We start from the raw sequence: 26,826 nt of genomic DNA on the forward strand, positions 1-26,826 counted from the left end.
GTTCAGCGCGCCTGACACGTCACCTGCACATTGTTCACATCGCCATTGACCGTGCCGCTGCCATTCGTCACCACGCAGTTGGCCGATGCGGGCTGCGTGCTGATCGTCACCAGATAGCTGCTGTTGTACGGGAGCAGCCCGCCAAACACGAAGGTGCCGTTGCTGGCGATCGTCAGCGAATCGCGGCCGTTGTTGAGCAGCACGACCGACTGGCCGACTGGCAGCCCGCTCACCGTGCCGCCCACCGAGAAGTCACTGCCGATGGACCCGACGCCGACATAGCCGACGTTGCAGGCGGCCAGCAGCCCGCACAGCGCGGCAGCGGCAAGCAGCGGGCGAATGCGCGAGGGGAGCAAGCGTTCCATGTCGGCGGTCCTGGGCATCAGTCTTCGTCGACATCCACGGCCAGCGCACGCGGTGCCGCCAGCGGACGCGGTGCAAAGCCGTGGTTCAGCGGGCCGGCGCCTTTCCCGAGCGCCAGATGGCGGCCGGCACCGATGGCATGCAACAGGTAATCGAGCGAGGCTTCGATGGCCACTTCCAGCGCATCGCCGCGCGCCAGGTGGGCGGCAATGGCGGCGGACAGCGTGCAGCCCGTGCCGTGCGTGTGCGGCGTGTCGATGTAGGTATGCGCGTAGACGCGCTCGGTGCCGTCGGCGGTGACGAGCACGTCTTGCAGCACGCCGTCTTCGCCTGCATTGGACGCGGCGCTCAGGTGCCCGCCCTTGAGCAGCACGGCGCGCGGCCCAAGCGCCAGCAGGTCGCGCGCGGCGGGCAGCATGTCGTCGGCAGTGCGCACCTCGCGGCCGAGCAGCGCGCTGGCTTCCGGCAGGTTTGGCGTGACGACCAACGCGCGCGGGAAGAGCCACTTCGCCATCGCCTGCACCGTGGCGTCGCTGCCGAGCTGCGCGCCGCTGGTGCTGACCATGACCGGATCGACGACGAGGTTGGCGATCGGGTGGCGGTCCAGCGCGGAGAGAATGGCTTCCACCACCTGCGGCGTGCCGAGCATGCCGGTCTTGGCCGCATCGACGCCAATGTCGCTTGCCACGGCGTCGATCTGCGCGGCGACGATGTCCGGGGTGAGCGATTCCACCGCCGTCACGCCCAGCGTGTTCTGCGCGGTGATGGCCGTGATGGCCGACATGCCGTAGCAGCCGAGCGCGGCAAACGTCTTCAGGTCAGCCTGGATGCCCGCACCGCCGCCGCTGTCCGAACCGGCGATGGTGAGCACGCGCGGCACGTGCGAGGCAGGGGCGGCAAACGCAGCGAGGGTCGGGTCGGTGATCGTCATGGCAGGCGCGAACGTTGGCGGTGTTCGCACTATAGCGCTATCACGCCCCGACCGATGGGTCAGTCCATCAGGTCCGTGTAGTCGGCGGCGGCGTACCGCTGGGCGCGCTCCCACGGCGGGGCGGCGGGCGCCGGTAACGGCGTCACGCGCGTGAGCTTGCGTTGCGTGCCCGTGGCATTGCGCGATTCCACGCGACGCGGGTACTGGCCGGCCACGTCCCAATCGACCGTGACGGTGCGCTCGCCCTGCGTGGCGCGGTAGGTCTGCACGCCGTTGCGCACGGGGCCTTCGGCACGCATGCCCTTGAGCGCGGCCGGGTCCAGCAGGTGATAGGCCGTGGCCCAGGAGCCGTCGAAGCCGATGTTTGAATACTCCGATGGTTCCACGGCGTAGTTCTTCTGCTGGGCTTCGCTCACCACGCGCACGGTCAGCGCGCCCTTGGCGTCGCGCTCGATCCAGCGCGCAGCGGTGTCGGTGTCGGCGTGCTTGTGGCCGGCGTGGGCGTTGGCGTGGTCATGCTCGGCGTGGGCGGATGCGGGCGGCAGCTCGCGGGCGATCCAGACGCGATTGCCCTGGCGATAGACGCGCTCGGCAAAGCGGACGTCGCGCTGGATGCCGTCGGTGCCGAGTGACGACATCTGATGTTCGACGCGCAGGGCGGTCAGCGTGGCCGGGCCGGCGGCGTGCGCCGTGCCAGCAAGCGCGGCAAGCGCGAGCGAAAGGAGGAGGCGGGCGGATCGGGTCATGCGATTCGGGGACGGGAAAACGGGAAAGAGAGCGGAAACGGAAACGAAAAAAGCGCATGCCGATTGCCTCGGCATGCGCGTCAATGGAAACGCCGGAATCAGAGGCCCATGGCCGTCTTGACCACGCCGAACACTTTCGTGTTGTCCAGCGTGCCCTTCAGCGGTGCGCTGCCCGGACCAGAGGAGAACAGCATCACATCCCCGCCGCCGTGCGTTTCCGAGCCGGGCGTGCCGAGCTGCACGCCCACTTCCTGCAGGTAGTCGTCCGCCGTGGTGTCGATGGCGGCGACGTTGTCGCGCGTGGCCTTGCGCGGCGTGCCGCCGTTGCCGAACACGAGCGTGGTGTAGGGCAGGCCGTCGGCGGCCAGTTGCGGCTGGCCGGTCTTGATGTCGTTCGAGACGCCCAGGATCGGGTTGCCCTTGCGCGGGTAGCCGTTGATCGTCATCGTGTGGTCGTGGTCGGCGGTCACGACGATCAGCGTGTTCTGCAGATCGGCAATCGACAGCGCGCGCTTGATCGCTTCGTCAAATGCGCCGGCGTCTTCCAGCGCGCGCTTGGCGTTGGTGCCGTGCAGCGCGTGGTCGATGCGGCCGCCTTCCACCATCAGGAAGTAGCCCTTGCCGTTCTTCTGCAGCACACGGATGGCCTTCTCGGTCATGTCGGCCAGGCTGGGCTCGTCGATGGCCTTCTTCACGCGGTCCAGCTCGTAGTTCATGTGGTCCATGTTGAACAGGCCGAGCAGCTTGTTGGTGCTGGCCGGGTCAACGGCGGCGAGCTGCGTGCCGGTGGACACGTAGCTGTAGCCCGCGGTCTGGAACTGCGCGATCAGGTCGGTCGTGTCGGTGCGCTTGCTGCCGGCGGTCGTCTGTGGCACGTAGTGGCGGCGGCCGCCGCCCAGCAGCACGTCCACGCCATCCTTGAGCGCGGTGTTGTACAGCGCGTTGCCCGGCGTGCCTTGCGCGGCGATCTGGTTCTCGCCGTCGCGGTGGCAGATGTGCGAGTACGTGGCCGCTGGCGTGGCGTGCGTCAGGCGGGTGGTGGTGACGGCGCCCACGGACTTGCCCGCCGCCTTGGCGAGCTCCAGCAGCGTCACGGCCGGCGTGCCGTTGCCTGCGGGGCAGGTCGAGTCGGCGCCGCTCACGTAGCCCTTGCCGGTGGCATCGCTGGCCTTCGTGTCCTGCGACATGGAGATGACTTCGTTGTTCATCTTCACGCCGGTCATGTAGGCCGACATCGACGGTGCGCTGTCGGTGGTCTGCGCATCGTTGGAGTACGTCTTGATGCGCGCCGTGCGCTTGAGCGTTTCCATCGTCAGGCGGCCGGCCTCGCCCACCTTGTAGATGCGCGTGGCAGTGACGGTGGTCGGGCCCATGCCGTCGCCCAGGAAGAAGATCACGTTCTTGGCTTCGCCGGCGGCGTGCGCCTGGGCGCAGGCACCGGCTGCCAGCGCCAGCAGCGCGGCGCGCACGATACGGTTCGATTGCGTGTTCATGATGTGCCCTCTCCTGCTTACAGACCCACGGCCTGCTTGATGAGGCCGAAGACCTCGGTGTTGTCCATCACGCCCGTGAAGCGCTCGGCGCCCAGGCCGCGTGCGCCGATGAAGACATCGGTGCCGCCGTGCGTCTCGCCGCCCGGCGCCACCGGGATCACGGCTTCCTGGTGGTAGCTCTTGTCGTACACGGCGGCATCCGTCAGTGCGCCGCGCGTGGCTGGGCGGTTCTCGCCCGTGCCGAAGCCGATGATCGTGAACGGGTTGCCCGACGTGTCGGTCGCGTTGTTGCCGCTCACGTAGCTCTTGAGCAGACCCAGCACGCCGGGGTTGCTGTCGCTGGTCGGGCCCGTGCGCTTGGCGTAGCCGTTGAGCACCAGCGTGTGGTCGTGGTCAGCCGTCACGACGATCAGCGTGTTCTTCAGGCCCGGGTCGATCGTGTTGAGCTTGTCGATCGCACCGCGGATGGCGGAATCGAACGCCACCGTGTCCTGCAACGCCTTGCGTGCGGTGGTCTCGTGCAGCGCGTGGTCGATGCGGCCGCCTTCCACCATCAGGAAGAAGCCCTTCTTCTTGGCGGCGAGCACGTCGATGGCCTTGTTGGTCATCTCGCCCAGGCTCGGTTCCTTGCTCGGGTCACGATCCAGGTCGTACGACATGTGGCTGCTGGTGAACAGGCCCACGACCTTGCCGTCGGTGGCTTGCAGCGTGTCGAATTCGGCCTTGTTGCTGGCATAGCGGTAGCCGCCAGCCTTGAGTTCGGCGATCAGGTCGCGGCCGTCGGTGCGGGCGCCCCCTGCGGTGGTCGGCTGGAAATGCTTGCGGCCTCCGCCGAAGATGACGTCCACGCCGTCGCCCAGCGCAGTGTTGAAGCCCTTGCCGGCCGGCGTGAGCTGCGCGGCGATGGTGTTCTCGCCGTCGCGGTGGCAGATGTGCGAATACGTGGCGGCCGGCGTGGCGTGCGTGATGCGCGTGGTGGTGACCACGCCCGTGCCGTAGCCTGCCGCCTTCATCAGTTCGAGCAGCGTCGTGACGGGCTTGCCGTTGCCGCTGGGGCAGGTGCTGTCGGCGCCCGAGATGTAATCCTTGCCGCCCGCGTCATAGGCCATCGTGTCCGGCGACATCGAGATGACCTCGTTGTTCATCTTCACGCCGGTCATGTAGGCCGACATCGACGGCGCGGAATCGGTCACCTGCGCGTTGTTCGAATACGTGCGCACGAAGCCGGTTTCCGGCAGCGTGTCCATGGTCAGTTCGCCGTCTTCGCCCACCTTGTAGATGCGGGCGGCGGTCATGGTGGTCAGGCCCATGCCGTCGCCGAGGAAGAACACGACGTTCTTGGTCGGGCCGGCCGGCGTGGTTGGCGTGCCGGTGTCCGGCGAGGCGCTGCCGGTGGTGGACGTGCCGTCGCTGCCGCATGCCGCGAGCGCGGCGACGGCAAGTGCGGCTGCCGCGGCGGCGGCGTACTTCGTGAATTTCTGGTTGTGCATCGTTGGCTCCCTGAACGATGCCGCGCACTGTGGTGCCGCCGTGTGGCAGCGGCATGATGCGGGGGCGCCGCTCCTTAATCGGATCGCAAGGTTGGCGTGTGACAGCGTATTGACAGTGCTGCATGCGCCGCGCTAAGCGCGATACGATGCGGCGTCTGCCATTTGCCCGCCCACGCCATGCTCACCCGCCAGTTCGTCAGCCACGTGACGCTGCGGCGCGACACCGTCGCGTCGTTCGACACCTATCCCTTTAGCCTGCCTGCCGTGCGGTCGCTCGAATCGCTGGAGCTGCATCCGAAGGTGACGTTTCTCGTGGGAGAGAACGGCTCCGGCAAATCGACGCTCATGGAAGCGATTGCCGTGGCAATGGGCCTGAACGCCGAGGGCGGCTCGCGCAACTTCAACTTCAGCACGCATGCCTCGCACTCCGAGCTGCACGCGCATCTGCGCATCGCCCGCGGCTTTCGCAAGCCGCGTACCGAGTTCTTCCTGCGCGCCGAGAGCTTCTTCAACGTGGCGACCCACATCCAGCGCATGGACGAAGAACCCGGCCTCGGCGGTCGCGTGATCGACGCGTACGGCGGCCGGTCGCTGCACGCGCAATCGCATGGCGAGTCATTCCTGGCGCTGCTGATGAACCGCTTCGGCCCGAACGGCCTGTACCTGCTCGACGAACCCGAGGCGGCGCTGTCGCCGCAGCGGCAACTGGCGGTGCTCACCCGCCTGCATGATCTGGTGCAGGCAGAAAGCCAGTTCGTGATCGCCACGCACTCCCCGATCCTAATGGCCTATCCCGACGCGTGGATCTATCAATGTGACGGTGACGGCATCCGGCGCATCGCCTATGAAGAGACCGTGCACTTCCAAGTCACGCGTGACTTTTTGGCGAATCCGCAACGGATGCTCGACATGCTGCTGGAGCCTTGAGCTGCCGTGGTGGCCGCTACCCAAATCCGCTACAATCCAGCCCATTCCGAGGAGCGTTGCAACGGGTGGGCACTGCCCCAACCGCCAGGCTCGGAAGTTCAAACGGCGCTCGCAGTATCGTGGCTACACGATGGCGAGAACGCATCCATCAGGGCAGGTTTGCTGCTCCCCCGTCTCCCCAGCGTGCGGTCACCCATCTTTTCCGGAGTGATCCAATGAACGCTGTCACCGATCTGAAACACGACTACCTCGTCGCCGACATCAAGCTGGCCGACTGGGGCCGCAAGGAAATCGCCATTGCCGAGACCGAAATGCCCGGCCTGATGGCGATTCGCGAGGAATTTGCCGCCAGCCAGCCGCTCAAGGGCGCGCGCATCGCCGGCTCGCTGCACATGACGATCCAGACCGCCGTGCTGATCGAGACGCTCAAGGCACTCGGCGCCGACGTGCGCTGGGCCTCGTGCAACATCTTCTCGACGCAGGACCACGCGGCCGCCGCGATTGCCGCCTCGGGCACGCCGGTGTTCGCGTTCAAGGGCGAGTCGCTCAAGGAATACTGGGACTTCACGCACCGCATCTTTGAATGGCATGACGGCGGCACGCCGAACATGATCCTGGACGACGGCGGCGACGCGACGCTGCTGCTGCACCTGGGTGCCAAGGCCGAGAAGGATGCCTCCGTGATCGCCAAGCCGACCAGCGAAGAAGAGACCTTCCTGTTTGCCGCCATCAAGGAAAAGCTGGCCAAGGACCCGACCTTCTACAGCCGCAACCTCGACGCCATCAAGGGTGTGACCGAAGAAACCACCACGGGCGTGCACCGCCTGTACCAGATGGCCCAGCGCGGCGAGCTGCGCTTCCCGGCCATCAACGTGAACGATTCGGTCACCAAGAGCAAGTTCGACAACCTGTACGGCTGCCGGGAATCGCTGGTCGACGGCATCAAGCGCGCGACCGACGTGATGATCGCCGGCAAGATCGCCGTCGTGGCCGGCTACGGCGACGTGGGCAAGGGTTCGGCGCAGGCACTGCGCGCGCTGTCGGCGCAAGTGTGGGTGACCGAGATCGACCCGATCTGCGCACTGCAGGCCGCCATGGAAGGCTACCGCGTGGTGACCATGGACTACGCCGCCGAACACGGCGACATCTTCGTGACCTGCACAGGCAACTACCACGTCATCACGCACGACCACATGGCCCGGATGAAGGACCAGGCCATCGTCTGCAACATCGGCCACTTCGACAACGAGATCGACATCGCCTCGATCGAGAAGTACCAGTGGGAAGAGATCAAGCCGCAGGTCGATCACGTGATCTTCCCGGACGGCAAGAAGATCATCATCCTCGCCAAGGGCCGCCTGGTGAACCTGGGTTGCGCCACGGGCCACCCGTCGTACGTGATGAGCAGCTCGTTCGCCAACCAGACCATCGCGCAGATCGAGCTGTGGACGGAAGCGCAGAAGGGCTCGAACAAGTATCCGGTGGGCGTGTACACGCTGCCCAAGCACCTGGACGAGAAGGTCGCGCGCCTGCAACTGAAGAAGCTGAATGCGCAACTGACCGAGCTGACGGACGAACAGGCCGCGTACATCGGCGTGAAGAAGGAAGGCCCGTACAAGGCTGACCACTATCGTTACTAAGCCGTACCCGCCGGCGGCATTCCGGCCGCCGGCTCTCCAACCGAGGACTGCTCCATGAGACTGCTCGCTGTCTGGATCATCAACGCGCTGGCGTTGCTCCTTGTCGCCTATCTGCTCACCGGCATCCACGTGAACGGCTTCGGCTCCGCGCTGATTGCGGCGCTGGTGCTGGGTCTGGTCAATACGCTCATCCGCCCGATCCTCGTGATCCTCACGCTGCCCGTGACGCTGCTCACGCTGGGGCTCTTCATCTTCGTGATCAATGCGCTGCTGTTCCTGTTCGTCGGCAACCTGCTGGCGGGCTTCCAGGTGGCCAGTTTTGGCGCGGCGCTGCTGGGCTCCATCCTGTACAGCGTGATCTCGTGGCTGCTGTCCAGCCTGCTGCTTCGCGAGGCTTAGAGCCGTTATGCAAGATCGTCAATTCAGTTTTGAGTTCTTCCCGCCCAAGACGGCGGAAGGCGCCGAGAAGCTGCGCAACACGCGCGCGCAGCTCTCGCCGCTCAAGCCGCGCTTCATCTCCGTGACGTTCGGCGCGGGCGGTACCACGCAGCAGGGCACGCTCGACGCGGTGGTGGAAATCCAGCGCGAAGGCATCGAGGCCGCGCCGCACCTGTCGTGCGTGGGCTCGTCGCGCGAGAACATCCGCAGCATCCTGAACACGTACCGCGAACACGGCATCCGCCGCATCGTCGCGCTGCGCGGCGACATGCCCTCGGGCATGGGCGAGATCGGTGAATTCCGCTTCGCCAACGAATTGGTCGAGTTCATCCGCCAGGAAACCGGCGACACGTTCCACATCGAGGTGGCGGCGTACCCGGAATACCACCCGCAGTCGCGCTCGCCCCGGCACGATCTGGACAACTTCGCCCGCAAGGTGAAGGCCGGTGCGAACTCCGCCATCACGCAGTACTTCTTCAACGCCGATGCGTACTTCCAGTTCGTGGAAGACGCCCGCAAGGTGGGCGTGGATGTGCCGATCGTGCCGGGCATCATGCCCATCACGAACTCGTCGCAACTGATGCGCTTTTCCGAGATGTGCGGCGCCGAGGTGCCGCGCTGGATCGCCAAGCGGCTGGAAAGCTTTGGCGACGACCGCGAATCCATCCGCGCGTTCGGCCTGGATGTCGTGACGGCGATGTGCGACCGGCTGCTGCAAGGCGGCGCGCCGGGCCTGCACTTCTACACGCTGAACACGGCGACGGCCACGCGGGCGATCTGGCAGCGCCTGGGGCTGTGAATGGCGGCCGCGCCGGATCCGCTGATCGCGTGGCTGCTGGATGAGCTCCAGCCGCTGGCCGCGCAGATCGGCGCGATCCGGGCGCGGCGCATGTTCAGTGGCGCCGCGCTGTATTACGACGACATCGTCTTTGCGCTGGTGATCCGCGGCACGTGCTACCTGCGCGTGGACGGCCTCACCCGCGAACGCTTTCTCGCAGAAAACTGCACGCCGTTCAGCTACGAGCGCGGCGGCCGCACCATCACCATGACAGGCTACCTGAGTGCGCCCGCCGAGGCGCTCGATGGCGGCCCGCCGCTGCGCGACTGGGCGCGGCTGGCGATCGAAGCTGCGTTGCGCGATGCAAACGCCAAGGCCGCCAAGCCGAAGCGCGCGCGCAACACGACAACGGCGGCCAGGAAGGTCGCCGCAAAGCGCACTCCCCGCAAGCGCTGAGCGCTCAATACAGCGTCGTCTTCAGCCGTTCGGGCAATTCACGGTCATAAGCGTCACCATCGAATGTGCCGCCGCTGATGTGCTGCAGGATCCGGCCGGCGGTGGGCAGCGCGGGCGCCGCCTCCTGCGCACGTTCCCACAGCTTCGAGCGCACCAGCGCCTTTGAGCAGTGGAAGTACACCGACCGCACCTTCACGAGAATCACGCTGCGCGGCAGCTTGTCGCGTACGGCAAATGATGCAAGCAGTGCCGGGTCGACCGAAATCGTGGCGGCGCCGTTCACGCGCAGGGTTTCGCCCACGCCGGGCACGATGAAGAGCACCGACACGCGCCCGTCTTCCACGATGTTGCGCAGGTTGTCGATGCGGTTGTTGCCGGGGCGGTCGGGAATCGCCAGCGTGCGGTCATCGACGATGCGCACGAAGCCTGGCGCGTCGCCCTTGGGCGAGGCGTCCGTGCCGCCAGCGCCCACCGACGACAGCACGATGAATGGGGAAGCTTCGACGAAGGCGCGGTAGTCCGCGTTCAGGTGGTCGATCTCCTTGAGCAGCGAACGCGGGTTCGGGGCGCCGTAGACGGCTTCGAGTTCGGCAACGGTGGTCAGCGTGTGCGGCATGCAGGTTCCTTCGATCGATTTTCGATTCAAAACACGCCGCGCTCGGTGACGATGCAGTCGAGCGCGATGTCGTGCGACTGCGGCGCGATGGATTCGAGCCGGTTCGCCTCGAATGCGATGCCGATGGTGCGCGGCCGGTGGCCGGCGGCGTGCAGCGCGGCCAGCGTGCGGTCATAGAAGCCGCCGCCGTAGCCGATGCGATAGCGCTGCGCATCGAAGCCCACGCAGGGGATCAGCAGTGCATCGGGTGTTTCGACCTCGCCCGAGCGGGGGATGGGGATGTTGTAGGCGCCCGGTGTCATTTCACATTCGGGCGTCCATCGCCGAAACTGCAAGGGCGAAAACTTGTCTGTCACCACGGGCAGCAGCGCATGGCGCGTGGCGTCGGCCCCCAGCCAATGGGCCAGCACGGTCAACGCATCGAACTCGCCTTGCGTTGGCCAGTAGGCCGCCAGCCGTTTGACGGGCAGCGCCGCCAGCAGGTCTGCCAGGTGCCGCGCAAGCTCAGCGTCATGCGCAACACGATCGGGCAGCGATGCACGCGCGTCGAGCAGCATGGCGCGCAGGGCGCGGCGAGACTCGATCGGGGTGGTCGGATTGGCCGGATCGTGCGGGTCGCTCAGGGGCGGCATGGGATAATCGACGGACCTAACAGTGATGGGATGGGGTAGGAGATGGCATTGAAGGCCAAGGCAGTATATCGCGCGGTAGCGCTGGCTTTTGCGGGTCTGATGGGCATGAGCGTGATCGGGCCCGCGCCCCTCGCGGTGGCCGCCAAGCGGCAGGCGCCGCAAGGCATTCCGGCCAATCCGGACGACGCGTTTGTCGAGCTGCGCAACGCCGCGCGCCGCAACGACGTCACCCGCAGCTGGGAGCTGGCCGACAGCCTGTCGGACTACCCGATCCCGTCGTACGTGCAGTATTTCCGCATCAAGCCGCAGCTCTTCGATGCCAGCGGCTACGCCCGCATCGATGCGCCGGAAGACGAAGTTCGCGCGTTCCTGCAGCGCTACCAGGGTGAAGCGATTGCCGACCGTCTGCGCAACGACTGGCTGCTGGTGCTCGGCAAGAAGCGCGACTGGGCGACCTTCGATGCCGAGTATCCGAAGTTCGTGCTCAAGGACGACGCCCAGGTCGAGTGCTACGCGCTGCTCTCGCGTGCGATGAAGGGCCAGAACGTGGCCGCCGACGCGCGCAACACGCTGCTCGATCCGAAGGGCTACGGCGAAGGCTGTGTCGACCTGATCGGCTATCTCGCGCAATCGAACCAGTTCAGCCGTGCAGACGTGGCCTTTGCGGCGCGGCTGTCGCTGGAGCAGAACCTCGTCACGCAGGCCGCGCGCATTGCGGCCGTGCTGCCCGGTACCGATGCGGGCGACCGCGTGGACAACGACACGCTCGCCAACGTGACGCGCATGGCGCGCACCGATCCGTCGCAGGCAACGGCCTACCTGCTTTCGCAGAGCGGCGGCCTCTCGCGCGAGGAGCAAGGCGCCGGCTGGGGCGTGATCGGCCAGTACGCTGCCAAGAAGCAGACGCCCGATGCGCTCGATGCCTACCGCCGCCAGATGAAGCTCGGCGGCGATGCGTGGCTGTCGGACGAATCGCAGGAGTGGCGCGTGCGCACCGCCCTGCGTGCCGGCGACTGGAAGATGGTGCGCCAGGCAATAGAAACCATGCGCCCCACCTTGCGCAGCCGCGATCCGGCGTGGACGTACTGGTATGGCCGCGCGCTCAAGGCCGATGGCCGCGGCGACGAGGCAGCCAAGCAGTTCCAGTCGATTGCCGGCCAGTTCAACTTCTACGGGCAGCTGGCGCTGGAAGAGCTGGGCCAGCGCATCACCGTGCCGCCGCGTACGACCGTGACTGACGCCGAGGTCGACGTGATGGGCCGCAACCATCCGGGCTTCGGCCGCGCCAAGCGCCTGTACGACATGAACCTGCGCTTCGAGGGCAACCGCGAGTGGAACTGGGAACTGCGCAACATGAGCGACCGCGAGCTGCTCGCCGCGGCGGAATACGGCCGCAAGCTCGGCCTGCTCGATCGCACTGTCAACTCGGCCGACAAGACCAAGGCCGAGCATGACTTCTCGCTGCGCTTCCCGACGCCGTACCTGAACGTGGTCCAGCGCAATGCCGATGCCGTGGGCCTGGACGTTGCCTGGACGTACGGCCTCATCCGGCAGGAGTCGCGTTTCATCATGGATGCGCGCTCGTCGGTGGGCGCGTCTGGCCTGATGCAGGTGATGCCGGAAACCGCCAAGCACATTGCCAAGAAGATCGGCCTGCCGGGCTTCCGCGTTTCGCAGATGAGCGATATCGATACCAACGTGCTGCTCGGGACCGCGTACCTGTCGATGATCCTGAACAACCTGGAGAATTCGATGACGCTGGCCACCGCTGGCTACAACGCGGGCCCGGGCCGCCCCAAGCGCTGGCGCTCGACGCTCACGCGTCCGGTGGAAGGCGCGATCTTCGCCGAGACGATTCCGTTCAACGAGACGCGCACGTATGTGAAGAACGTGCTGTCGAATGCGACGTACTACAGCGCGCTGCTCACCGGTCGCTCGCAATCGCTGAAGGATCGGCTGGGCAAGGTGGCGCCGGAAGCCGTCACCCCGGACGACCTGCCCTGAGTCGCTTTCCCGCTCGGAAACAACGCCCGCTGTGATGCGGGCGTTGTTTCATTCGCATGCGCATTCGCGATCACAGTGGTGGCGCACGCTGCACGGCGCATCGCACGCCCTTGGGGTCGGGCGCGTTCGGGTTGTATTGTGGTGTTGCCCCCCACCTTTTGGAGATGCGGCCATGCATACCTCCAATCTGCTCGTCTTTGGCGGCACCGGCTTCATCGGCACGCAATTGCTTTCCCGGCTCGTGACGCAGACGTTTGCCGCGCCCGGCCTGCCCGACGGCCGTGTGATCGTGCCCACGCGTGACGCCGAATCTGCCCGGGCACACAACCTCACGCTGCTGCCTCGCGTTGACGTGATGGACGCCGACATCTATGCCGACGACGTGCTCGACGCCCTCTTCCTGGCGCTGACCGAACGCGGCGGCGAGCACTGCGCCGTCATCAACCTGGTCGGTACGCTGCAGGATGCGCGCGAGATGCCGTATGGGCCGAATTTCCAGCGCGTGCATGTCGATCTGCCGCGCCGCATCGTGGCCGCATGCCGCCGGCATGGCGTGAAGCGGCTGCTGCATATGAGCGCGCTGGGCGCCGATCCTGCCGGCCCATCGATGTATCAGCGCAGCAAGGGCGACGGCGAGCGCGTGGTCATGGACAGCGGCCTGCACTGGACGGTGTTCCGTCCATCGGTGGTGTTCGGCCCGAACGATCACTTTCTCAACCTGTTCGCCCGCTTGCAGCGCATGGCGCCGTTCGTTCCGCTGGCCCGCGCCGACGCCCGCTTCCAGCCGGTATACGTGGACGATGTGGCCGCCGCCTTCGTCAATGCGCTCGACAATCCGGCCACCGTCCGGCACGCGTATCCGCTGGTCGGCCCGCGCGTGTACACGCTCGCCGAGCTGATGCGGTTTGCCGGGCGCGCCAGCGGCCATCCACGCTGGATCGTGCCGCTGCCCGAAGGCCTGGGCCGCATGCAGGCCGCGCTGTTCGAACATCTGCCCGGAGCGCCCATCTCGCGCGACAACCTCGACTCCATGCGCGTCGACAGCATCAGCGCCGAGCCGGTCGCGCCGGAACTCGGCATCCACCCGCTCGGCATGGAAGCGGTGATGCTGCCTGCGCTGGCCGGCTTCCGGCCGGATCGGGCGCTGCGCCCCGGCATGGGCTCGCATCGGTAGCGGAACGGGCTTTGCTTGTGAGCCACCTTAACAATGGTGGCGAATGGGTTTCATTTTGTGGCGCTGCAGCGCAGGGCTAGAATGGACCGTTCGCCTTGCGCCGCCGCCCCCAATCTCGCACAACAACACGGGCGCGGCGCACCTCAAGCTGGCGAACCCTTGCAACCCTCGCTGTGCACTCTCCAAGGACGGGAATCATGAAACTGGTCATCGGCAACAAGAACTATTCGTCGTGGTCGCTACGCCCCTGGCTGCTGGCCAAGCAGGCCGGCATTCCGTTCGAAGAGATCCGCGTGCGCCTGCTGAGCGAGACCTTTGCCGCCGACGTGGCACGTCATTCGCCTGCCGGCCGCGTGCCCGTGCTGGTGGACGGCGATATGAACGTGTGGGATTCGCTCGCCATCTGCGAGACGCTCGCCGAGCGCTTTCCGCGTGCCCAGCTGTGGCCGGCTGACCCGAAGGCCCGCGCGCACGCCCGCTCGATCTGCGCCGAGATGCACAGCGGCTTCACCAACCTGCGCAACAACATGCCGATGAACGTGACGGCCGTGCTGCCCGGCATGGGCTGGAACGTGGCCGTGCAGCGCGACATCGACCGCATTGCGGCCATGTGGACCGAGCTGCGTCAGAAGTACGCGGCCGAAGGCCCGTTCCTGTTCGGCCACTTCACGGTCGCGGATGCGTTCTATGCGCCGGTGGTCAGCCGCTTCGCGACGTACGGCGTGCGCCTGCCCGATGTGGCGAAGGCCTATGCCGACCACATCCTCAATCTGCCCGCTATGCAGGAATGGATCGACGGCGCCCGCGCCGAGCACGACTTCCTCCCCGACGACGAGCCCTACCGCACGGCGCCGGACGAGGACACGCTGGTCGCAGCCAATCAATGACGGAACGCGCAGCGCACGACGAAGCCGTTGTCGATCCGGCCACGCATGGGCTGGAGGTGTATGCCGTGGGCGGCGCCATTCGGGACGCGCTGCTCGGGCTGCCGGTGCAGGACCGGGATTACGTTGTGGTCGGCGCCACGCCGGAAGCCATGGAGGCACGTGGCTTTCGGGCGGTCGGCAAGGATTTCCCGGTCTTCCTGCATCCCGCGACGCATGCCGAATACGCGCTTGCCCGCACCGAGCGCAAGACGGCCGCCGGCTACAAGGGCTTCTCGGTCTACTACGCGCCGGACGTCACGCTCGAAGACGACCTCATCCGCCGCGACCTGACCATCAATGCGATGGCGCAGCGCGTGGCGGAAGACGGCGCGCTTGTCGGCCCGGTGGTCGATCCGTACGGGGGACAGGCCGACTTGGCGTCGCGCACGTTCCGGCATGTGTCGGATGCGTTCATGGAAGACCCGGTGCGCATCCTTCGCCTGGCGCGGTTTGCTGCGCGCTTTGCCGACTTTCATGTCGCGCCCGAAACCAATGCGCTGATGCAACGCATGGTGCAGGACGGCGAAGTCGATGCGCTGGTGCCCGAGCGCGTGTGGCAGGAGATTGCGCGCGGCCTGATGGAAGCCCATCCGCAGCGCATGTTCGCCGTGCTGCGCGACTGCGGTGCGCTGGCGCGTCTGCTGCCGGAGCTGGACCGACTGTGGGGTGTGCCGCAGCGTGCCGACTACCACCCCGAAGTCGACACCGGCGTGCACACCATGATGGTCATCGAAACGGCCGCCGCGATGGGCACATCACTGCCGGTGCGCTTTGCCGCGCTGGTGCACGACCTCGGCAAAGGCACCACGCCCGAGGACGTGCTGCCGCGCCACATCGGCCATGAAGCGCGCAGCGTGCCGATGATCGAAGCCGTTTGCCAGCGCCTGCGCGTGCCGACCGAATGCCGCGACCTGGCCGTCGTCGTCGCGCGCGAGCACGGCAACATCCACCGCAGCGACGGCTTCGATGCCGCCGCGCTGGTGCGCCTGCTCGAGCGTTGCGATGCGCTGCGCAAGCCGGACCGTTTCCGGCAGGCCCTGCAGGCGTGCGAAGCCGATGCACGCGGCCGGCTCGGGTTTGAAGACCGCGCCTATCCGCAACCCGAACGTCTGCTGCGCGCGTTGCAGGCCGCCGCATCCATCGACGCCGGTGCGGTTGCCAAGCGCCATGCCGACAACCCCTCTCGCATCAAGCAGGCCGTGCATCAGGCGCGCATCGAGGCCGTTGCGCAGGCCGGCGTCTAGGTTCGACGGCTAGGCTGGCACGGCCAGCCGCTGCGACATCGCAAACAACTTCAGAAAGAACGCCCGGAACGCCTCAGGGTCGGGCCGTGCCGTGGTCTGCTGCGTGCCGATGAAGCACAGGTGGGCGATGCGGCCCCAGAAGGCGGCGTCGTCGGGCACGCCTCCGCGCAGGCCGCACAGTTGTGTGGCGAAGGCCAGCCGCTGTGAATCGACGCGTTCGAGATATTCCGCCACCAGCGGCTCGCGCATGGCCCACGCGCGGATGGCAACTTCGCGCCCCGGATGCATCGATGCGGCCACGTCGAGGTAGCGCATGAGCAGTGTCTCGGCGGTGTCGTCGGGTTTGACGAGCGAAAGGATGCTGCCGGTATAAGCGCGTTCCCATTCGGCCAGGAGGCTGCGCACGTAGTCGTTGCGGCTGCTGAAGTGGTGATAGAACGCGCCGCGCGTCACGTTCAGACGGCGCGCCAGGCGCTCGGCCGAGACTCCGTCCGCGCCATACATGTCGAGCAGTTCGAAACCGGCTTCGATCCAGCGCGTGCGGGTGGTTCTGGGCATGGCGGTGTCCTCGTGCAGAAACTGACAGGCTGTGTATGGTGCGCGGCCGGCCGGTATTGTAAGTCGCGTCACCATTCACCTTCTGGCCATGCGACATTTCATCGTAGTCGGCGCGGGCATTGCGGGACTGAACGCCGCGCGGCATCTGCAGCGCGCGGGTTGCGCCGTCACAGTATTCGAGGCGGCGCGCGCGCCCGGCGGCCGCATCCTCAGCGTGCCGTTTCACGGACACACCATCGAATGTGGCGCGCAATTCGTGTCGTCGCGATATCGCCACGTGCTGCCGCTGCTGCACGAGGCGGGGTTGTCCTCACGGCTGCACAAGACTTCGGCCGTGGCGGCGCTGCAGCGAGGGCAGGACTTCCGTGCCGTGGATTCCAAACGCCCATGGACGCTTGCCACCACCGGCCAACTCACCTGGGGCGAAACATGGCAGATGCTGCGAGGCGGCTTTGCCCCAGCGCGGGAGGCGCGCGGCATTGACCCCAATCACTACGCCAGCCTGGCCGCATTCGACGACGCCGACGCACAGGACTGGGCCACACGCGTGTTTGGCGGCGGTGCCACGCGGTACGTCTTCGAACCCATGGTGCACGGTCTGTACTTTCACCGGCTGAAAGGGACCTCGCGAGCGTTGCTGGCCGCGCTCGGCGCATTTCGCGGCGCAGACACGCTGATCGTCGAAGGCGGCTGGCAGGCGCTGCCGCGCGCGATGGCCGCGTCGCTCGATGTGCGTTACGGCGCCAACGTCGAACAGGTTGCCGAAACCCCCGATGGCGTGCGGCTGTGCGTCAACGGGGAGTGGATCAACGCCGACGGCGTGGTGCTCGCCACGCCTGCACATGCAACGCGGGCGTGGTTGCCCCGTCCGACGCTGGGCGAGGCCGCAGTCCTCGACGCGACCTACGCGCCGAGCATCCACGTGGCGCTGGGCCTCTCCCCTTCATGGTCGGCACCGAAGGTATTCGCGCAGGCGTATGGCGCGCTGTTTTCGCCCGTGGAGGGCGGCCCTTTGGCGGCGCTGACGTTTCAACACGGTGCAGGGCGAGGCGATGGCCCCATCGTTTGTGCGATGTTTGGCGAGCAGGCCGCGACGCGCGCCATGCCGCAGAACGATGCCATGCTGATCCGCTTCGCCACCGAGGCAATGGCAGCGCATTTGCCGGGTCTGGAGCGCGCAGTGGTGTCGGCACACGTGCAGCGTTGGGCAGCGGCCGAGCCGCGATCGCCCGTCGGCCGTGCGCGTGCCATTGCGGCGTACCGCGCCACGCTCGGGCGTGATCGCCGGATCGTGCTGGCGGGGGATTATCTTGGCAGCCCGTGGACGGACGGCGCCGCCGAGTCCGGGCAGTGGGCCGCCAGCCACCTGTTGGCGGCGCGCATCCCGCAGGCAGAGCGCGCCGCGTTGGCCCGGGCGGTGGCGTAATGCTGCGTGCTGCGCTTACTCGAACGGCGTGTCGTTCGGGTTCGCGTACAGCGCCTTCAACTGATCGTTCATCGGGAAGTTGAAGTTCAGGTTCTTGGGCGGCACCGGCTTTTCGAACCACTTCGCGTAAAGCGTCTTGATCTCGCCGCTCTTCATCACGCCGGTCATGGTGTCGTCCACCAGCTTCTTGAACTGGGGATCGTCCTTGCGCAGCATGAAGCCGTAGGCTTCGAACGACTGCGGCGTGCCGGTCACGACCCAGTCGTCGGGCTTCTGCGCCAGCGTGCGTGCACCGGCCAGCAGCACGTCATCCATCATGAACGCCGCCACGCGGCCGCTCTGCAGCGTGAGGAACGATTCACCGTAATCCTTCCCGCTGATCACGTTCATGTTCATCTTCTTCTCGTCGTTCATCTTGCGCAGGATGCGTTCCGACGTGGTGCCCGCGTTGGTAATGACCGACTTGCCCGCCAGGTCGGGGAAATCCTTCACGCCGGATTTCACGTTGGTCAGCAGGCGCGTGCCGGCGATGAAAAAGGTCGTCGAAAAAGCAGTCTGCTGCTCGCGCGACTTCAGGTGCGTGGTCACGCCGCACTCCAGATCGACCGAGCCGTTCTGCACCAGAGACGTCCGGTTCTGGGAGGTCACGGGAATCTGCTTGACCTCCAGGTTGGGCTTGCCCGTCTTCTTCCTGACGGCGTCGATCACGCGGGAGCAGAGATCGGCCGAGAAACCGACGATCTCGTTCTTGCTGTCGCGGTAAGAAAACGGAATCGACGATTCGCGCACGCCGATCAGGATCGTGTTGCTGTCCTGGATCTTCTTGAGCGTGCCGTCGAGTGCCTCGGCGTGGGCCGCGGTGGCGAACATGCCGGCCAGCGCCAGCGGGATGCAACGAGCGGTAAGACGCATGGTGTCCTCCAATGGTTGTGGGGTGCGGCGTGATCCGTGCCACGCCGTCTTGGGGAAGTTCTTCGAGGTGAAAGGTCGACAGGCGAAACGAAAGCGGCGCTACCGCCCGAACCATCCGCGCAGCTCGGCGGCGCTTGCCAGCGGCCGATGCAGCGCGTCGATGTGCCGGCGCAGGTTGGTGATGAGCGCGGCGTTGTCAGGTGCGATGCTGCCGTCGGGCAGCGCCATGTTGTTCTCGAAGCCGAGGCGCGCGTGGCCGCCAAGCAGCGCCGCCGTGAGCGCGCATTCCGCCTCGCGCGGCCCGAATGCGCACATCGCCCACGGTACGTTGGCGGTGATGTCCCCGCCGTCAGCCCACGCCTGCAGGAACGGCAGCAGGTCCGCCGGGTCGGAGCGCTGGCCTGCGCTGTAGCGGCCCAGCACGAACAGCACCCAGTGCGGCGTGTCGGGCAGCACGCCGCGCACGCGCAGATCACGGTAGCGCACCACGTCGTCAGCGGAATAGAGGATGTACTGGATGGCCGTGCGCGCCGCCGCGAGTTCGCCGAAGAAGCGCGCCGCCTCGCCTTCTTGCCCCGCATCGGGGACAAGCTCGCGCAGTGCCGCGGAAATCGCCTCGGGCTGCAGCGCGCGCACCGATGCCATCTGCTGCGCAGGCGTGTAGATGCCGACCGCCTCGGTGGTGATCTGGATCACGAGCGCGTCGCCCACGGCCTGCCGCACGGCGGCGATGGCGGGACGGTAATCGTCGGGCTCCAGGCTGTGCGTGCCGTCCGGGTGGCGCACATGCAGATGCAGCATCGCGGCGCCGGCATCCACGCACCGCTGCGCACACGCGGCGAGCTCGCCGGGCGTGATCGGCAGCGCAGGATGGTCGGCGTGCGTCTTGCGGGCGCCGTTGGGCGCGACGGCGATGGCGATGGGCTGGGTCACCACGCGGCCTCCAATGCGCTGGCGGTGGCTGCGTCCACGGCATCGCCGAGGCGCTCGACGATGGCGTCGATGTCCTGTGCGGTCGCGATGAACGGCGGCGCGAGCAGGATGTGGTCGCCGCGCTGACCGTCGATCGTGCCGCCCATCGGATAGACCATCAGGCCGCGCTGCATGGCTTCGGCCTTCACGCGTGCGTGCGTCTTGCGGGCAGGCGGCAGCGGCGCCTTGGTCGCGCGATCCGCCACCAGCTCCACGCCGACGAACAGCCCGCGGCCGCGCACGTCGCCCACGTGCGGGTGATCGGCAAAACGCGTCCGCAGCGCCGCGCGCAGTTGTTCGCCGCGCGCCTGCACGTTGGCGAGCAGGTGTTCTTCAGCGATCACCTTCTGCACTTCGAGGGCGGCCGCGCACGCCGTCGCATGGCCGATGTAGGTGTGGCCATGCTGGAAGAAGCCGCTGCCGTTCGTGATGGCGTCGTAAATGCGCCGGCTGACCAGCGTCGCGCCGATCGCCTGATAGCCGCCGCCCAGCCCCTTGGCGATGGCAACGAGATCCGGCACCACACCGTCTTCTTCGCACGCAAACAGGTAGCCCGTGCGGCCCATGCCGGACATCACCTCGTCGAGCAACAGCAGCACGCCGTGGCGGTCGCACACCGTACGGATCCTGCGGAAGTAGTCGGCCACCGGCGGCACCGCGCCGGCCGTGGCGCCCACCACCGTTTCGGCGACGAAGGCGGCCACATTTTCAGCGCCCAGCTCCGTGATCTTGGCCTCGAGTTCATCGGCCAGGCGCTGGACGTACTGCGCGTCGGTCTCGCCATCGCGGCGCTCGCGGTAGGCAAAACACGGCGACACATGATGCGCCGGCACCAGCAGCGGCAGGAACGGCTCACGACGCCACGCGTTGCCGCCAATCGCCAGCGCGCCGAGCGTGTTGCCGTGATAGCTCTGCCTGCGCGCGATGAAGTACTGGCGCTGCGGCTGGCCGATCTCGACGAAGTATTGGCGTGCCAGCTTCAGCGCGGCCTCGATCGCTTCCGAGCCGCCGGAGACGAAGTACACGTGGTCCAGGTCGCCCGGTGCAGCGGCGGTGAGGCGCGCGGCCAGCTCCTCGGCGACATCCGTCGTAAAGAACGACGTGTGCGCATACGCCAATGCGCGCACCTGCTTGCAGATGGCCTCGACCACGCGCGGATGGCCATGGCCGAGGCACGAAACGGCAGCGCCGCCGCAGGCGTCGAGGTAGCGCTTGCCCTCGGCGTCGATGAGGGTCATGCCCTCGCCGCCGATTGCAGTGGGCAGCGTCTTGCGCGGGTCGCGGTGGAAGACAGAGGTGGTGGACGGTGTCATGGTCGGTCGGGCAGTCAACGTTGGGCGGGCGGCACGGCGACAGCCGCTTCACTGCGGCGGGCGTTGCGCACGTAGGCGTGCTGTTGCTTGAGCTGGGCGTCGCTGTCGGCCAGGCGCGCGAGCGCCGTGGGGCCGGCGCGGCGGAACCAGGTCATCAGCAGGGCATCGAGCAGCGCCAGGGGCGCCGCCAGTGAGTGGAAAAACGAGGGGATGGCCACCGGCGCAACGAGTTGCTGCCAGGCGAGTTCCGCACCGGGCGCGATGGCGCTGTCGGTCACGTAGACGAGCCGCGCCCCGCGCGCATGCGCGTACTGCATGGCCTCGACGACTTCGCGCGTGTACGGGTCGAACGTGACGGCGATCACGATGTCGCCCTCGCCGCAGAAGCGCAGCGGATCGGCCAGCGTGTTGCCGCTGCCGGCGCACAGCGTGACCTTGTCGTCAAACAGTTGCGCCGCGTAGCCGAACGCGTGCGTGAGCGCGAGGCAGCTGCGCGCGCCCAGCAGGTACACGCGGCGCGCCGCGCATAGCGCGGCCGCGACGGTTTCCAGCGACACCATGTTGGCCGCCGAAAACGCCGATTGCACATGTGCGCCGATCGCCATTCCGATGCGCTCGGCGTCGGACGCGCCCGTTGCATCGCTGCCCTGCAGTGTGCTGGCGCGACCGGCAAAGCCGTCCGCCTGCTGGCGCAGGTGGTTCACGCAGATCTCGCGCAGCGCGGCAAAGTCCTCGAAGCCCAATGCGCGCGCCAGGCGCGAGAACGTGGCCGGCGCCAGGTCGCAGCGGCGGGCTAAATCGCGCATCGAAAGCAGCGCGATATCGTGCTGGTGCGTTTCCAGCAGCATGGCGGCACGCTGCAGCTGCGGAGACAGATTGCCCGCGCGGTCGCGCAGCGTCTGCATGAGTTCTTCGAACGTCATGGAGTGACTGTGTTGATTCAATTGTTTCGTAAACTACGTTAATGAAACAATTGCGTCAACACCGAGGTCTCCCGTGGGCTGCGCAAAGCAGGACGGCCGCGAAGTGCGGCCGTCTCGGACAAACAAAAACGGAGGCCGAGGCCTCCGTTCGTGCGGTGACGCGTGGGCTCAGGCGGCCGGCGCGTCGAGCTGTTCCATGCGGAACTGGAAGAAGCCCGCGGCAACGAGGCCCAGCAGGCTCACCGCCATGCAGCTGCACGCCAGGATCATCACCGCGCCGAGCGACGACACCCCGCTCATCAGCGGCGTGTGCATCAGGGCCGACAGATTGCCGCCTACCCACATCGTCGCGATCAGCGCCATCAGGCAAGTGAGCGCCGCAGCATTGCGCAACCACGTCAACCGCGTCTTGCGGCTGATGCCGTCGAAAGCGTGGAAATGGAAGTGGTGACCGGTGCCAACGAATGCCATGGAGTGCCTCCTTGTGCTTGCCGCTGATAGCGTTGAGTCACTATACCGAGACCTGTGACAATTTGGCGCAGTTTGGGACGCTAGGTATACCCTAAGCTGCGCTGCGTCAAGAGGGCTCGGGTATATTTTTTGTTGCTGCGACACTGCGCCGCAGATCGTTGATCGGCGCGGCGAACGGGGAGACGGCGCGGTGTCGAAAGCCCGCGCGGAAAAGAAAAAAGACCTCGCGAGGAGGTCTTTTTTGTTGCTCTGCAAAATCGATGGGCCTTGCAGAACGAAGAATTTTGGTGGCCTGGGGCGGAATCGAACCACCGACACGCGGATTTTCAATCCGCTGCTCTACCAACTGAGCTACCGGGCCAAGCAAAGAAGCGCAAGTATGGCAGGATTTGGTCCCCGCCGTCAAGCAATCGGTGAAGGATTCGGGAATCAGGCGGCCGGCTCGCTCTTGTTGCGCGAGAGTTCGACGCCCAGTTGCTTGAGCTTGCGATACAGGTGCGTGCGCTCGAGGCCGGTCTTTTCGGCCACGCGCGTCATGCTGCCGCCCTCGCGCTGCAGGTGATACTCGAAGTAGGCACGTTCGAACAGGTCGCGTGCTTCGCGCAGCGGCATGTCGAACGAGAACTGCATGCCGCCGCCTTCGGCTGCGCGAGCGGGGGCGCCGTTCATGTCAGCGCGCTCTGCGGTGGCGGCTGCGCCTGCGGCGGCCGTGCCCGGTGCTGCGCCCGCCAGCGAGGCGGCCGGTGCGGTTGCGGCCACCGGTGCACGTGGCTTTTCCTTGCCGCGCGACAGGCCCTGCTCCACGGCTGCCAGCAGCTTCTGCAGCGCGATCGGCTTCTCGAGAAAGTTCAGCGCGCCGATCTTGGTCGCCTCCACAGCGGTGTCGATGGTGGCATGGCCCGACATCATGATCACTGGCATGGTCAGCAGACCTTGCGACGCCCACTCCTTGAGCAACGTCACGCCGTCGGTGTCCGGCATCCAGATATCGAGCAGGACGAGGTCGGGCGTTGCATTCGCGCGGTACTCGCGCGCACGCTGCGCGTTCTCGGCGACTTCGACAACGTGCCCTTCGTCTCCGAGGATTTCGGAGAGCAACTCCCGGATACCCATTTCGTCGTCGACAACGAGGATGGTGGCCATGCTTTTCCTCTATGTGCGGCGGGATCGCCGTCCGCGCTACGCGAGTTTTACGAACAGGATGGAAACCTGGGCGCCGATGATCTCGGTGCCCCCGGATTGGGACGGGCGGTTGCGCAATTCGATGCGCGCGCCGTGCTCGTCCATGATTTTCTTCACCATGGCCAGGCCCAATCCTGTGCCCTTGGCTTTGGTCGTGACGTACGGCTCGAAGGCGCGGTTGAGGATGCGGGAAGAGAACCCGCCGCCGTTGTCCGCGATCGCAAGCCGCACGGCCTGCCGCCGCGCGCCCGAGGCGTCGTCGTATTCTACCGTGTCAGTTTGCAACATGACATGCGGTGCAGGTCGCCCGGCGGCTTCGTTCTCGGCCACCGCGTCCTGCGCGTTCTGCAGCAGGTTGTGGATGACCTGGCGCAACTGCGTCGGGTCGCCCTTGATGAGCGGCAGGCCCGCGCCGAGCCTCGCCTCGATGACGGGGTGCTCGTGGCGGTCAGGGTGATCGATGCCGTACAGGTGCAGCACTTCGGCCGCGAGCGCGTTCAGGTCGAGCTCCTGCAGCATGGCTGGTGGCGTGCGCGCGTAGTCGCGGAAGTCATCCACCATGCGCTTCATGGCCGCGACCTGGTTGACGATCGTGCTGGCGCCGCGGCGCAAGACCTCGGCGTCGGCTTCCGACAGCTTGGGCGAGAGCTTCATCTCCAGCCGCTCCGCGGAGAGCTGGATCGGCGTGAGCGGATTCTTGATCTCGTGCGCCAGGCGCCGCGCGACTTCGCCCCAGGCCACCGAGCGCTGCGCGGAGATCACGTCGGAAATGTCGTCGAACACCACCACGTAGCCGCGCTCCGTGCCGTGCGCGCCGACAGACGGGCCGGGCAGCCGCGTGCCGCGCACCAGCAGCGTGAGCGGCTCGTCTTCATCTTCCACGGGAATTTCGACCTGCTTCTGCCAGTGTGCGGCCGCGGCGCCCGCCGCAGCGCTCACATCGTGCTCGGCAAAGGCCTGCTCGACGATCGAGGCGAAGGCCGCCAGCGGCGCGATGCCGCCCAGGGCCTGTCCGACCCATGCGCCGAAGGGCTGTTTGAAGATGCGCTCGGCACCCGGGTTGGCGGTCAGCAGCACGAAGCGGTGGTCGAACACGAAGACGCCTGCGGTCAGGTTGGTCAGCACGCTCTCAAGATAGGCTTTCGACTGCTCGAGTGCCGCGCGATTCTGCTCCACTGCCCGGCGCGCGTCGGCCAACTGGCGCGTCATCTGGTTGAACTGCTGCGTGAGCAGGCCGAGTTCGTCGCGCGTATGCAGCTCGCGCTTGGGCGAGAGGTCGCCCTCGGCCACTTCACGCGTGCCCTGGAGCAGCATCAGCAGCGGCCGTGCCAGCTGTGCGCCGAGCAGCAGCGCCAGCATCACCGCAATGAAGACGGCCAGGAACAGCGTCAGCGTGAGCGTGCCGATGTACATCTTGCGCAAGCCCGTGCGGCCGAGCGCCTTCTCCTGGTACTCCTGGTATGCGTGCTGGACGGCATCGGCGTTGCGCGCCAGCGCCTGGGGAACCGGCTGCACGAGCTGCAGGAAGCGCTCTTCGCGGCTCGCTTCGCCGACCAGGCCGAAGCCGCGCGAGGGGCTGCCGGCGTCTTCCGGCGTGCGGTCGGCGAGCAGGCCCGTGCCGGCCCACTTGCGCCCCGCTGTGCCGAGCCGCAGCCCCGACTCCTCGCGCGCGGCCGTCCCCAGTGCGACGACCACGCGCAACTGGTAGAGATCGTTGCGGCGATTGCCGGCGCGCGGGGCCGATGCCGGGCCGTTGTCGCCGTCGTAGTCGCTGCCGCCTTCGAGGCTGGCATAGCCGCCGGGCGAGCGCGCCTGCTCGAGCACGGCCTGGTCGGGCAGGCTCGGCACGAGCGTGTCATACGTACTCGATGCCGTGGCCACCACGCGGCCACTGGTGGTGAAGATGGTCGCCTCCTGCACGCCGAACTGCTCGCGCAGCCGGTTGAGCGTGAGCGTGGTGGCAGAGGCCGAGCCGTCTCCGAGCTGCTCGGCGATCAGGCGCCCCTTGTTCTGCAGATCCGCCAGCGCGGCGTCCATGGTGGAGCGGCCGAGGTTCAGGCCGGCCTCCAGCGCCGACTCCACCTTCACGTCGAACCACGATTCGATGCTGCGCGAAACGAACTGCAGCGAGACGAGATAGATCAGCACGCCCGGCAGCACGCCAACCACCCCGAAGAACACCGCGAGCTTGGTCATCAGCCGCGTGCCGAACTTGCCGCGCCGCGCGCGCAGCGCGAGCGCCAGCATCAGCCCGCCAATGATCACCACCAGCAGCACCCCGATGACGAGGTTGACCTTGTAGAGCAGCGTGAAATAGCGGTCGAAGAATTCGGTGTTGGCCGACGCGGCGGCCAGCAGCCCGACCAGCACGATCGCCAGGAAGACAATGGTGCCGGCGACGACCTGATACAGCAGCCGTTTGTAGCTGCGGTCGAAGATCATTTGGCGGGCGCCAGCAGCGAGGTGGCGTTGGACGGCGTGGCCGTCATGCCCCAGCCCGGGTTGGGCGACAGGCCCGAGGCGGCAGAGGCGGGCGGCGAGGATGCCGGCGCACTGGCCGGCGGCGTTGCCGGTGCCGGCGCCGGTGCTGAGGGGAGCTCGTTGGGCACCAGCACGCTGAAGCGTTTCCAGTCCGAACTCAGGTTCCAGTCGCGCGTGTTGACGGCGTTGATCTGGAATGGCTTGGGCAGTTGCGTCACGTCCAGGCGCATGCGGACTTCAGCCTGGACGGTTTCGCCGGGCTTGACCGCACGCTGCTCGAACACGCGCCAGCCACGCACGTGCTGCAGGAAGTCGACCGCATCTTTCAGGCGCGAGAACGGCACCTGCAGGCCGCCGGTCGAGACGCGGTACTGGCGCGTGAGCGGGTGGAACGACAGCCGGACGACGCGCGTGGCACTCACCGCATGGTCGTCGAACCAATACCAGCGCGGGCGGATCAGCTCAAACTCGACGAGGAAGTAGAGCGCGATGCCCTTGTTGACGGCGTCTTCGAGGTTGCCGGGCAGATCGAAGTCGAAATCGGCGGAGAGATTCCAGCCGCCATCGGCATATTCCAGCTGGGCGCGGTTGACTTCGATGGTCTGCGCAGGCGCCATGACCGGCCACCATAGGAACAGCATGCCCAGAACGACCAGCCGTTGCAGAATCTGCCGGAACCGGGGTGGCAGCAGCCGGATCGATGGGCGAAGGATGACAGTCACAACGGTCG

At 66.9% G+C, this 26,826-nt stretch carries 26 protein-coding genes, 1 tRNA gene and 1 riboswitch; of the genes, 10 read left to right on the plus strand and 17 right to left on the minus strand.

Going from position 1 to position 26,826, the window contains the following annotated elements; all coding sequences use genetic code 11:
- Window positions 1-2: 2 nt before the first annotated feature.
- From TK49_RS03030 to TK49_RS03050, 5 genes are all read right to left on the minus strand, one after another.
- Window positions 3-365, minus strand: a complete 363-nt coding sequence (locus tag TK49_RS03030; protein ID WP_045785388.1) for a DUF4369 domain-containing protein — start codon at window positions 363-365, stop codon at window positions 3-5.
- A gap of 17 nt (window positions 366-382) precedes the next feature.
- On the minus strand, window positions 383-1,294 hold the full coding sequence (gene thiD / locus TK49_RS03035) for a bifunctional hydroxymethylpyrimidine kinase/phosphomethylpyrimidine kinase (protein ID WP_045785389.1): 912 nt from the start codon (window positions 1,292-1,294) through the stop codon (window positions 383-385).
- Between the two features lie 59 nt (window positions 1,295-1,353).
- Entirely contained in the window at window positions 1,354-2,040 is a 687-nt protein-coding gene (locus tag TK49_RS03040; RefSeq protein ID WP_045785390.1) for a hypothetical protein, read from the minus strand.
- Between the two features lie 98 nt (window positions 2,041-2,138).
- Entirely contained in the window at window positions 2,139-3,533 is a 1,395-nt protein-coding gene (locus TK49_RS03045; RefSeq protein ID WP_045785391.1) for an alkaline phosphatase, read from the minus strand.
- Between the two features lie 17 nt (window positions 3,534-3,550).
- A complete protein-coding gene (locus TK49_RS03050) occupies window positions 3,551-5,023 on the minus strand; it encodes an alkaline phosphatase (RefSeq protein ID WP_045785392.1) in 1,473 nt (490 codons plus the stop codon).
- A gap of 177 nt (window positions 5,024-5,200) precedes the next feature.
- Between TK49_RS03050 and TK49_RS03055 the strand changes: the two genes are divergently transcribed.
- The 5 genes from TK49_RS03055 (at window position 5,201) to TK49_RS03075 (ending at window position 9,262) form a co-directional block, all read left to right on the plus strand.
- Entirely contained in the window at window positions 5,201-5,950 is a 750-nt protein-coding gene (locus TK49_RS03055) for an AAA family ATPase (protein ID WP_045785393.1), read from the plus strand.
- Between the two features lie 42 nt (window positions 5,951-5,992).
- A riboswitch (S-adenosyl-L-homocysteine riboswitch) is annotated at window positions 5,993-6,068 on the plus strand.
- A gap of 97 nt (window positions 6,069-6,165) precedes the next feature.
- Entirely contained in the window at window positions 6,166-7,590 is a 1,425-nt protein-coding gene (gene ahcY, locus TK49_RS03060) for an adenosylhomocysteinase (protein ID WP_045785394.1), read from the plus strand.
- Window positions 7,591-7,644: 54 nt separating this feature from the next.
- Window positions 7,645-7,989, plus strand: a complete 345-nt coding sequence (locus TK49_RS03065) for a phage holin family protein (RefSeq protein ID WP_045785395.1) — start codon at window positions 7,645-7,647, stop codon at window positions 7,987-7,989.
- Window positions 7,990-7,996: 7 nt separating this feature from the next.
- Window positions 7,997-8,827: a methylenetetrahydrofolate reductase [NAD(P)H] gene (gene metF / locus TK49_RS03070; protein WP_045785396.1), complete on the plus strand. Its 831-nt coding sequence runs from the start codon at window positions 7,997-7,999 to the stop codon at window positions 8,825-8,827.
- A complete protein-coding gene (locus TK49_RS03075; protein ID WP_045785397.1) occupies window positions 8,828-9,262 on the plus strand; it encodes a TfoX/Sxy family protein in 435 nt (144 codons plus the stop codon). It abuts the gene before it with no gap.
- Window positions 9,263-9,266: 4 nt separating this feature from the next.
- Here the strand turns inward: TK49_RS03075 and TK49_RS03080 are convergent, their stop codons facing one another.
- Together TK49_RS03080 and TK49_RS03085 are read right to left on the minus strand one after the other, a co-directional pair.
- Complete coding sequence (locus TK49_RS03080) at window positions 9,267-9,878, minus strand: pyridoxamine 5'-phosphate oxidase family protein (protein WP_045785398.1); 612 nt, start codon at window positions 9,876-9,878, stop codon at window positions 9,267-9,269.
- A 26-nt stretch (window positions 9,879-9,904) separates the two neighbouring features.
- Window positions 9,905-10,510: a 5-formyltetrahydrofolate cyclo-ligase gene (locus tag TK49_RS03085; protein WP_045785399.1), complete on the minus strand. Its 606-nt coding sequence runs from the start codon at window positions 10,508-10,510 to the stop codon at window positions 9,905-9,907.
- A 42-nt stretch (window positions 10,511-10,552) separates the two neighbouring features.
- On the opposite strand from TK49_RS03085, the gene TK49_RS03090 reads away from it, so the two are divergent.
- The 4 genes from TK49_RS03090 (at window position 10,553) to TK49_RS03105 (ending at window position 15,858) form a co-directional block, all read left to right on the plus strand.
- Window positions 10,553-12,514: a lytic transglycosylase domain-containing protein gene (locus TK49_RS03090; protein ID WP_045785400.1), complete on the plus strand. Its 1,962-nt coding sequence runs from the start codon at window positions 10,553-10,555 to the stop codon at window positions 12,512-12,514.
- A 172-nt stretch (window positions 12,515-12,686) separates the two neighbouring features.
- On the plus strand, window positions 12,687-13,688 hold the full coding sequence (locus TK49_RS03095; protein WP_045785401.1) for a complex I NDUFA9 subunit family protein: 1,002 nt from the start codon (window positions 12,687-12,689) through the stop codon (window positions 13,686-13,688).
- Window positions 13,689-13,885: 197 nt separating this feature from the next.
- Window positions 13,886-14,575: a glutathione S-transferase family protein gene (locus TK49_RS03100; RefSeq protein WP_045785402.1), complete on the plus strand. Its 690-nt coding sequence runs from the start codon at window positions 13,886-13,888 to the stop codon at window positions 14,573-14,575.
- Window positions 14,572-15,858 carry a multifunctional CCA addition/repair protein gene (locus TK49_RS03105; protein ID WP_045785403.1) on the plus strand — a complete coding sequence of 429 codons (1,287 nt, stop codon included), beginning with the start codon at window positions 14,572-14,574 and terminating at the stop codon, window positions 15,856-15,858. Before TK49_RS03100 ends, TK49_RS03105 begins: the two co-directional genes overlap by 4 nt.
- A gap of 9 nt (window positions 15,859-15,867) precedes the next feature.
- Here the strand turns inward: TK49_RS03105 and TK49_RS03110 are convergent, their stop codons facing one another.
- Complete coding sequence (locus tag TK49_RS03110) at window positions 15,868-16,416, minus strand: TetR/AcrR family transcriptional regulator (protein WP_045785404.1); 549 nt, start codon at window positions 16,414-16,416, stop codon at window positions 15,868-15,870.
- 88 nt (window positions 16,417-16,504) lie between these two features.
- On the opposite strand from TK49_RS03110, the gene TK49_RS03115 reads away from it, so the two are divergent.
- Window positions 16,505-17,842, plus strand: a complete 1,338-nt coding sequence (locus tag TK49_RS03115; protein ID WP_045785405.1) for a protoporphyrinogen/coproporphyrinogen oxidase — start codon at window positions 16,505-16,507, stop codon at window positions 17,840-17,842.
- A 15-nt stretch (window positions 17,843-17,857) separates the two neighbouring features.
- Here TK49_RS03115 and TK49_RS03120 read toward each other — a convergent pair whose 3' ends face one another.
- The 9 genes from TK49_RS03120 to TK49_RS03160 form a co-directional block, all read right to left on the minus strand.
- Entirely contained in the window at window positions 17,858-18,754 is an 897-nt protein-coding gene (locus TK49_RS03120) for a glutamate/aspartate ABC transporter substrate-binding protein (protein WP_045785406.1), read from the minus strand.
- Window positions 18,755-18,853: 99 nt separating this feature from the next.
- The gene (locus TK49_RS03125; RefSeq protein WP_045787716.1) at window positions 18,854-19,687 is read right to left on the minus strand and encodes a beta-keto acid cleavage family enzyme; all 834 of its coding nucleotides are present in this window, start codon (window positions 19,685-19,687) and stop codon (window positions 18,854-18,856) included.
- Window positions 19,684-21,039 carry an aspartate aminotransferase family protein gene (locus TK49_RS03130; protein WP_045785407.1) on the minus strand — a complete coding sequence of 452 codons (1,356 nt, stop codon included), beginning with the start codon at window positions 21,037-21,039 and terminating at the stop codon, window positions 19,684-19,686. Before TK49_RS03130 ends, TK49_RS03125 begins: the two co-directional genes overlap by 4 nt.
- A 14-nt stretch (window positions 21,040-21,053) precedes the next feature.
- Window positions 21,054-21,962 (minus strand): MurR/RpiR family transcriptional regulator, encoded by a 909-nt coding sequence (locus TK49_RS03135; RefSeq protein WP_045785408.1) that lies wholly within the window; start codon window positions 21,960-21,962, stop codon window positions 21,054-21,056.
- A gap of 168 nt (window positions 21,963-22,130) precedes the next feature.
- Window positions 22,131-22,433 (minus strand): hypothetical protein, encoded by a 303-nt coding sequence (locus TK49_RS03140; protein WP_045785409.1) that lies wholly within the window; start codon window positions 22,431-22,433, stop codon window positions 22,131-22,133.
- Between the two features lie 285 nt (window positions 22,434-22,718).
- Window positions 22,719-22,794 (minus strand) — tRNA-Phe (locus tag TK49_RS03145).
- Window positions 22,795-22,862: 68 nt separating this feature from the next.
- On the minus strand, window positions 22,863-23,576 hold the full coding sequence (locus tag TK49_RS03150) for a response regulator (protein ID WP_045785410.1): 714 nt from the start codon (window positions 23,574-23,576) through the stop codon (window positions 22,863-22,865).
- A gap of 36 nt (window positions 23,577-23,612) precedes the next feature.
- Entirely contained in the window at window positions 23,613-26,057 is a 2,445-nt protein-coding gene (locus TK49_RS03155) for a sensor histidine kinase (protein WP_045785411.1), read from the minus strand.
- A complete protein-coding gene (locus TK49_RS03160; protein ID WP_045785412.1) occupies window positions 26,054-26,818 on the minus strand; it encodes a DUF4390 domain-containing protein in 765 nt (254 codons plus the stop codon). Before TK49_RS03160 ends, TK49_RS03155 begins: the two co-directional genes overlap by 4 nt.
- Between the last annotated feature and the right edge of the window lie 8 nt (window positions 26,819-26,826).

The sequence above is a fragment of the Ralstonia mannitolilytica genome (genome assembly GCF_000954135.1).
Classification (GTDB): Bacteria; Pseudomonadota; Gammaproteobacteria; order Burkholderiales; family Burkholderiaceae; genus Ralstonia; species Ralstonia mannitolilytica.

What these genes read in the sequence shown, in the direction of transcription:
- TK49_RS03030 (WP_045785388.1), bottom strand. Translation starts at nt 365, where the DNA reads ATGGAACGCTTGCTCCCCTCGCGCATTCGCCCGCTGCTTGCCGCTGCC.
- TK49_RS03100 (WP_045785402.1), top strand. Translation starts at nt 13,886, where the DNA reads ATGAAACTGGTCATCGGCAACAAGAACTATTCGTCGTGGTCGCTACGC.
- TK49_RS03080 (WP_045785398.1), bottom strand. Translation starts at nt 9,878, where the DNA reads ATGCCGCACACGCTGACCACCGTTGCCGAACTCGAAGCCGTCTACGGC.
- TK49_RS03085 (WP_045785399.1), bottom strand. Translation starts at nt 10,510, where the DNA reads ATGCCGCCCCTGAGCGACCCGCACGATCCGGCCAATCCGACCACCCCG.
- TK49_RS03115 (WP_045785405.1), top strand. Translation starts at nt 16,505, where the DNA reads ATGCGACATTTCATCGTAGTCGGCGCGGGCATTGCGGGACTGAACGCC.
- TK49_RS03040 (WP_045785390.1), bottom strand. Translation starts at nt 2,040, where the DNA reads ATGACCCGATCCGCCCGCCTCCTCCTTTCGCTCGCGCTTGCCGCGCTT.
- TK49_RS03095 (WP_045785401.1), top strand. Translation starts at nt 12,687, where the DNA reads ATGCATACCTCCAATCTGCTCGTCTTTGGCGGCACCGGCTTCATCGGC.
- TK49_RS03075 (WP_045785397.1), top strand. Translation starts at nt 8,828, where the DNA reads ATGGCGGCCGCGCCGGATCCGCTGATCGCGTGGCTGCTGGATGAGCTC.
- TK49_RS03150 (WP_045785410.1), bottom strand. Translation starts at nt 23,576, where the DNA reads ATGGCCACCATCCTCGTTGTCGACGACGAAATGGGTATCCGGGAGTTG.
- TK49_RS03130 (WP_045785407.1), bottom strand. Translation starts at nt 21,039, where the DNA reads ATGACACCGTCCACCACCTCTGTCTTCCACCGCGACCCGCGCAAGACG.
- TK49_RS03045 (WP_045785391.1), bottom strand. Translation starts at nt 3,533, where the DNA reads ATGAACACGCAATCGAACCGTATCGTGCGCGCCGCGCTGCTGGCGCTG.
- thiD (WP_045785389.1), bottom strand. Translation starts at nt 1,294, where the DNA reads ATGACGATCACCGACCCGACCCTCGCTGCGTTTGCCGCCCCTGCCTCG.
- TK49_RS03105 (WP_045785403.1), top strand. Translation starts at nt 14,572, where the DNA reads ATGACGGAACGCGCAGCGCACGACGAAGCCGTTGTCGATCCGGCCACG.
- ahcY (WP_045785394.1), top strand. Translation starts at nt 6,166, where the DNA reads ATGAACGCTGTCACCGATCTGAAACACGACTACCTCGTCGCCGACATC.
- metF (WP_045785396.1), top strand. Translation starts at nt 7,997, where the DNA reads ATGCAAGATCGTCAATTCAGTTTTGAGTTCTTCCCGCCCAAGACGGCG.
- TK49_RS03055 (WP_045785393.1), top strand. Translation starts at nt 5,201, where the DNA reads ATGCTCACCCGCCAGTTCGTCAGCCACGTGACGCTGCGGCGCGACACC.
- TK49_RS03050 (WP_045785392.1), bottom strand. Translation starts at nt 5,023, where the DNA reads ATGCACAACCAGAAATTCACGAAGTACGCCGCCGCCGCGGCAGCCGCA.
- TK49_RS03090 (WP_045785400.1), top strand. Translation starts at nt 10,553, where the DNA reads ATGGCATTGAAGGCCAAGGCAGTATATCGCGCGGTAGCGCTGGCTTTT.
- TK49_RS03110 (WP_045785404.1), bottom strand. Translation starts at nt 16,416, where the DNA reads ATGCCCAGAACCACCCGCACGCGCTGGATCGAAGCCGGTTTCGAACTG.
- TK49_RS03120 (WP_045785406.1), bottom strand. Translation starts at nt 18,754, where the DNA reads ATGCGTCTTACCGCTCGTTGCATCCCGCTGGCGCTGGCCGGCATGTTC.
- TK49_RS03135 (WP_045785408.1), bottom strand. Translation starts at nt 21,962, where the DNA reads ATGACGTTCGAAGAACTCATGCAGACGCTGCGCGACCGCGCGGGCAAT.
- TK49_RS03140 (WP_045785409.1), bottom strand. Translation starts at nt 22,433, where the DNA reads ATGGCATTCGTTGGCACCGGTCACCACTTCCATTTCCACGCTTTCGAC.
- TK49_RS03155 (WP_045785411.1), bottom strand. Translation starts at nt 26,057, where the DNA reads ATGATCTTCGACCGCAGCTACAAACGGCTGCTGTATCAGGTCGTCGCC.
- TK49_RS03065 (WP_045785395.1), top strand. Translation starts at nt 7,645, where the DNA reads ATGAGACTGCTCGCTGTCTGGATCATCAACGCGCTGGCGTTGCTCCTT.